The sequence below is a fragment of the Citrobacter sp. R4 genome (assembly GCF_026719175.1).
In the GTDB taxonomy this organism is placed as follows: domain Bacteria; phylum Pseudomonadota; class Gammaproteobacteria; order Enterobacterales; family Enterobacteriaceae; genus Citrobacter_A; species Citrobacter_A sedlakii.
In genome coordinates this window covers 1-3421 of sequence record NZ_JAPPSU010000033.1, presented here as the reverse complement: position 1 = coordinate 3421, position 3421 = coordinate 1, and the positions used below count along the sequence as shown (strand labels likewise).

The 3421-nt window shown below is 61.7% G+C and carries 5 protein-coding genes; 2 read left to right on the top strand and 3 right to left on the bottom strand.

What is annotated here, in order from left to right:
- The first annotated feature begins 122 nt into the window (after positions 1 to 122).
- Together cutA and OOJ60_RS24255 are read left to right on the top strand one after the other, a co-directional pair.
- A complete protein-coding gene (gene cutA, locus OOJ60_RS24260; RefSeq protein ID WP_023408307.1) occupies positions 123 to 257 on the top strand; it encodes a divalent cation tolerance protein CutA in 135 nt (44 codons plus the stop codon).
- A gap of 4 nt (positions 258 to 261) precedes the next feature.
- On the top strand, positions 262 to 1293 hold the full coding sequence (locus OOJ60_RS24255) for a protein-disulfide reductase DsbD domain-containing protein (RefSeq protein WP_004201169.1): 1032 nt from the start codon (positions 262 to 264) through the stop codon (positions 1291 to 1293).
- 10 nt (positions 1294 to 1303) lie between these two features.
- On the opposite strand, the gene OOJ60_RS24250 is transcribed toward OOJ60_RS24255, so the two are convergent.
- Genes OOJ60_RS24250 through OOJ60_RS24240 form a run of 3 tightly spaced genes read right to left on the bottom strand, consistent with a single transcriptional unit; the run spans position 1304 to position 3128 of the window.
- Positions 1304 to 1942 carry a phosphoribosylanthranilate isomerase gene (locus tag OOJ60_RS24250; protein WP_004201168.1) on the bottom strand — a complete coding sequence of 213 codons (639 nt, stop codon included), beginning with the start codon at positions 1940 to 1942 and terminating at the stop codon, positions 1304 to 1306.
- 4 nt (positions 1943 to 1946) lie between these two features.
- Positions 1947 to 2312: a bleomycin binding protein Ble-MBL gene (gene ble / locus OOJ60_RS24245; protein WP_004201167.1), complete on the bottom strand. Its 366-nt coding sequence runs from the start codon at positions 2310 to 2312 to the stop codon at positions 1947 to 1949.
- Between the two features lie 3 nt (positions 2313 to 2315).
- Positions 2316 to 3128, bottom strand: coding sequence for a subclass B1 metallo-beta-lactamase NDM-5 (locus OOJ60_RS24240; protein WP_023408309.1), 813 nt, complete (start codon positions 3126 to 3128; stop codon positions 2316 to 2318).
- Between the last annotated feature and the right edge of the window lie 293 nt (positions 3129 to 3421).

The window sequence follows — 3421 nt, the reverse complement described above, 5'->3', positions numbered from 1 at the left end:
AGTACCAGCGTACGGCCCACAGAATGATGTCACGCTGAAAATGCCGGCCTTTGAATGGGTTCATGTGCAGCTCCATCAGCAAAAGGGGATGATAAGTTTATCACCACCGACTATTTGCAACAGTGCCCCCCGCCCTGCAGGAACGCCTGCGCCAACTGCATCCCTACGAACTCCCGGAGCTGCTCGCGGTCGAAGCCGCGTCCGGCCTGCCCGAATACCTGCAATGGCTGGCCGCCGAGAGCCGACCGGTAAACTGAGCCAATGACCGCATCCACGATCCGCCTGCGCCGCTGGCTGGCCGGGCTCGCCCTGCTGCTTGCGCTGCCCGCGACCTCGGCCGTCGCCCAGGACTTCGAACTGCCGCCGGTCGACGAGGTCTTCGTCCTGTCCGCGCAGGCCACCGCGCCGGACCGCATCGAGGTGCGCTGGCGGATCGCCGACGGCTATTACCTGTACCGGCACCGCACCTCGGTCAAGGCCGATGCCGCCTTCACCGGCGCGACCATGGCGCTGCCGAAGGGCAAGGCCTACCGCGACGAATTCTTCGGCGACGTCGAAACCTACCGCAAGGAATTGCTCGGCACCCTCACCGGCACGCCCGCGGCCGGCGCGAGCGCGACCACCCTGACCGTGAAGTACCAGGGCTGCGCCGATGCCGGCGTGTGCTACCCGCCGCAGACCCGCACCCTGAAGGTCGCGTTGCCGGGCGAAGCGGGCGCTGGCGGCTTCGGCTGTAAGGCGCGCGGGCTGCATGATTATGTCGTCAAGAACGGCTCTGCCGATCATCCCAACGCCGAGGTGAAATTCGCACTGGGTGATGTGGTCAACACCATGATCGGCTGCACTAATGGTGAAACGATCATGCTGTGCCACGACACCTCGCTGCCGCGCCCCTATTCTCTCGGCTTTCGGGTGCAAGGCACCGAGGGGCTGTGGATGGACGTCAACAAGTCGATCTATCTGGAGGGCAAGAGCCCACAGCCGCACCGCTGGGAGCCTGCCGAGGGCTGGTTTGCGAAATACGATCACCCGCTATGGAAACGCTACGCCGATCTGGCGGCAGGGGCCGGGCATGGCGGGATGGACTGGTTCGTGATCCACGCTTTTGTCGAGGCGCTGAAGGCCAAGGCCCCGATGCCAATCGACATTTACGACGCGCTGGCCTGGAGCGCGATCACGCCTCTGTCGGAACAATCGATTGCTGAGGGCAATCGCACGTTAGATTTTCCCGACTTCACCCGAGGGCAGTGGCGCACCCGCAAGCCGATCTTTGCGCTGAACGACGCCTATTGATCGACGCGATTTAGGCCAAGCGCACCGCAAAGGCGAAATTGGTAATCTTGTCGGTATCCTTGACGCCCGGCGCGCTTTCGACGCCGCTGGAGGTATCGACCAGCGGCGCTCCGGTGCGCGCAATCGCCTCGGCAACATTCGTCGGATTTAGCCCGCCTGCCAGCCCCCACGGCAAGGCACCGCGATATCCGGCCAGCAGCGACCAGTCGAACGCCAACCCCATGCCGCCGGGCAGCGCGCCTTTGGGGGTCTTGGCGTCGAACAAGATCAAGTCCGCCGCCCCGGCATAGGCTGCGGCGCGTGCGACATCGCTGGCGCTGGCGACGGGCAGCGCCTTCCACACCGGCTTGCCAAACCGCGCGCGCAACTGGGCCACGCGTTCGGGCGATTCCGAACCGTGCAGCTGCAGCGCGTTCAGCTTGGCTGCCACCAGTGCGTCGGCGATGACAGCATCATCCGCATCGACGAACAAACCGACCATGGCGATCTGGCCAGCTGCGCGCGATGTCAAAGCGCCCGCGACATTCGACGTAACCGCACGGGGCGACGCTGGATAGAACACCAACCCGGCATAGTCCGCCCGCGCCGCGATGGTCGCATCGAGCGCCTCGGGTGTGCTGATCCCGCAAATCTTGATTTTCGCGGGCATGCGGTCAGTCGGGGTTCTGGATCAGCCGCACCAGCGTGCAGTCGGGATCGATCAGGTAGCCGATCCTCAGGCCGCTCGCCTCCAGTTGCGGAGCTTTGAAGCGCGGCCAGCCGGTGCTTTTTTCCTCGGCTCCCGCCGCGTTCACCAATGCCACCATGGCATCGAGATCATCCAACCGCAGGCAACAGCCGAACGAGCTCGTAGCTGGGTCGAGGTCAGGATAGGGGAAGAATTCGAGCTGCAAACCGCCGCGCTGCAGGATCATCCAGCCGCGATCCTTCCAACTCGTCGCAAAGCCCAGCTTCGCATAAAACGCCTCTGTCACATCGAAATCGCGCGATGGCAGATTGGGGGTGACGTGGTCAGCCATGGCTCAGCGCAGCTTGTCGGCCATGCGGGCCGTATGAGTGATTGCGGCGCGGCTATCGGGGGCGGAATGGCTCATCACGATCATGCTGGCCTTGGGGAACGCCGCACCAAACGCGCGCGCTGACGCGGCGTAGTGCTCAGTGTCGGCATCACCGAGATTGCCGAGCGACTTGGCCTTGCTGTCCTTGATCAGGCAGCCACCAAAAGCGATGTCGGTGCCGTCGATCCCAACGGTGATATTGTCACTGGTGTGGCCGGGGCCGGGGTAAAATACCTTGAGCGGGCCAAAGTTGGGCGCGGTTGCTGGTTCGACCCAGCCATTGGCGGCGAAAGTCAGGCTGTGTTGCGCCGCAACCAGCCCCTCTTGCGGGGCAAGCTGGTTCGACAACGCATTGGCATAAGTCGCAATCCCCGCCGCATGCAGCGCGTCCATACCGCCCATCTTGTCCTGATGCGCGTGAGTCACCACCGCCAGCGCGACCGGCAGGTTGATCTCCTGCTTGATCCAGTTGAGGATCTGGGCGGTCTGGTCATCGGTCCAGGCGGTATCGACCAACAGCACGCGGCCGCCATCCCTGACGATCAAACCGTTGGAAGCGACTGCCCCGAAACCCGGCATGTCGAGATAGGAAGTGTGCTGCCAGACATTCGGTGCGAGCTGGCGGAAAACCAGATCGCCAAACCGTTGGTCGCCAGTTTCCATTTGCTGGCCAATCGTCGGGCGGATTTCACCGGGCATGCACCCGCTCAGCATCAATGCAGCGGCTAATGCGGTGCTCAGCTTCGCGACCGGGTGCATAATATTGGGCAATTCCATCAAGTTTTCCTTTTATTCAGCATTAAAAACCCCGCAAATGCGAGGCCTAGTAAATAGATGATCTTAATTTGGTTCACTGTAGCAAAAATATGGGGCGAATTCAAACATGAGGTGCGACAGTTTCAAAAGCCATATGATAATCAACAAGCTGAGCAAATTTCTCTAAGGAAGGTGCGAACAAGTCCCTGATATGAGATCATGTTTGTCATCTGGAGCCATGGAACAGGGTTCATCATGAGTCATCAACTTACCTTCGCCGACAGTGAATTCAGCAGTAAGCGCCGTCAGACCAG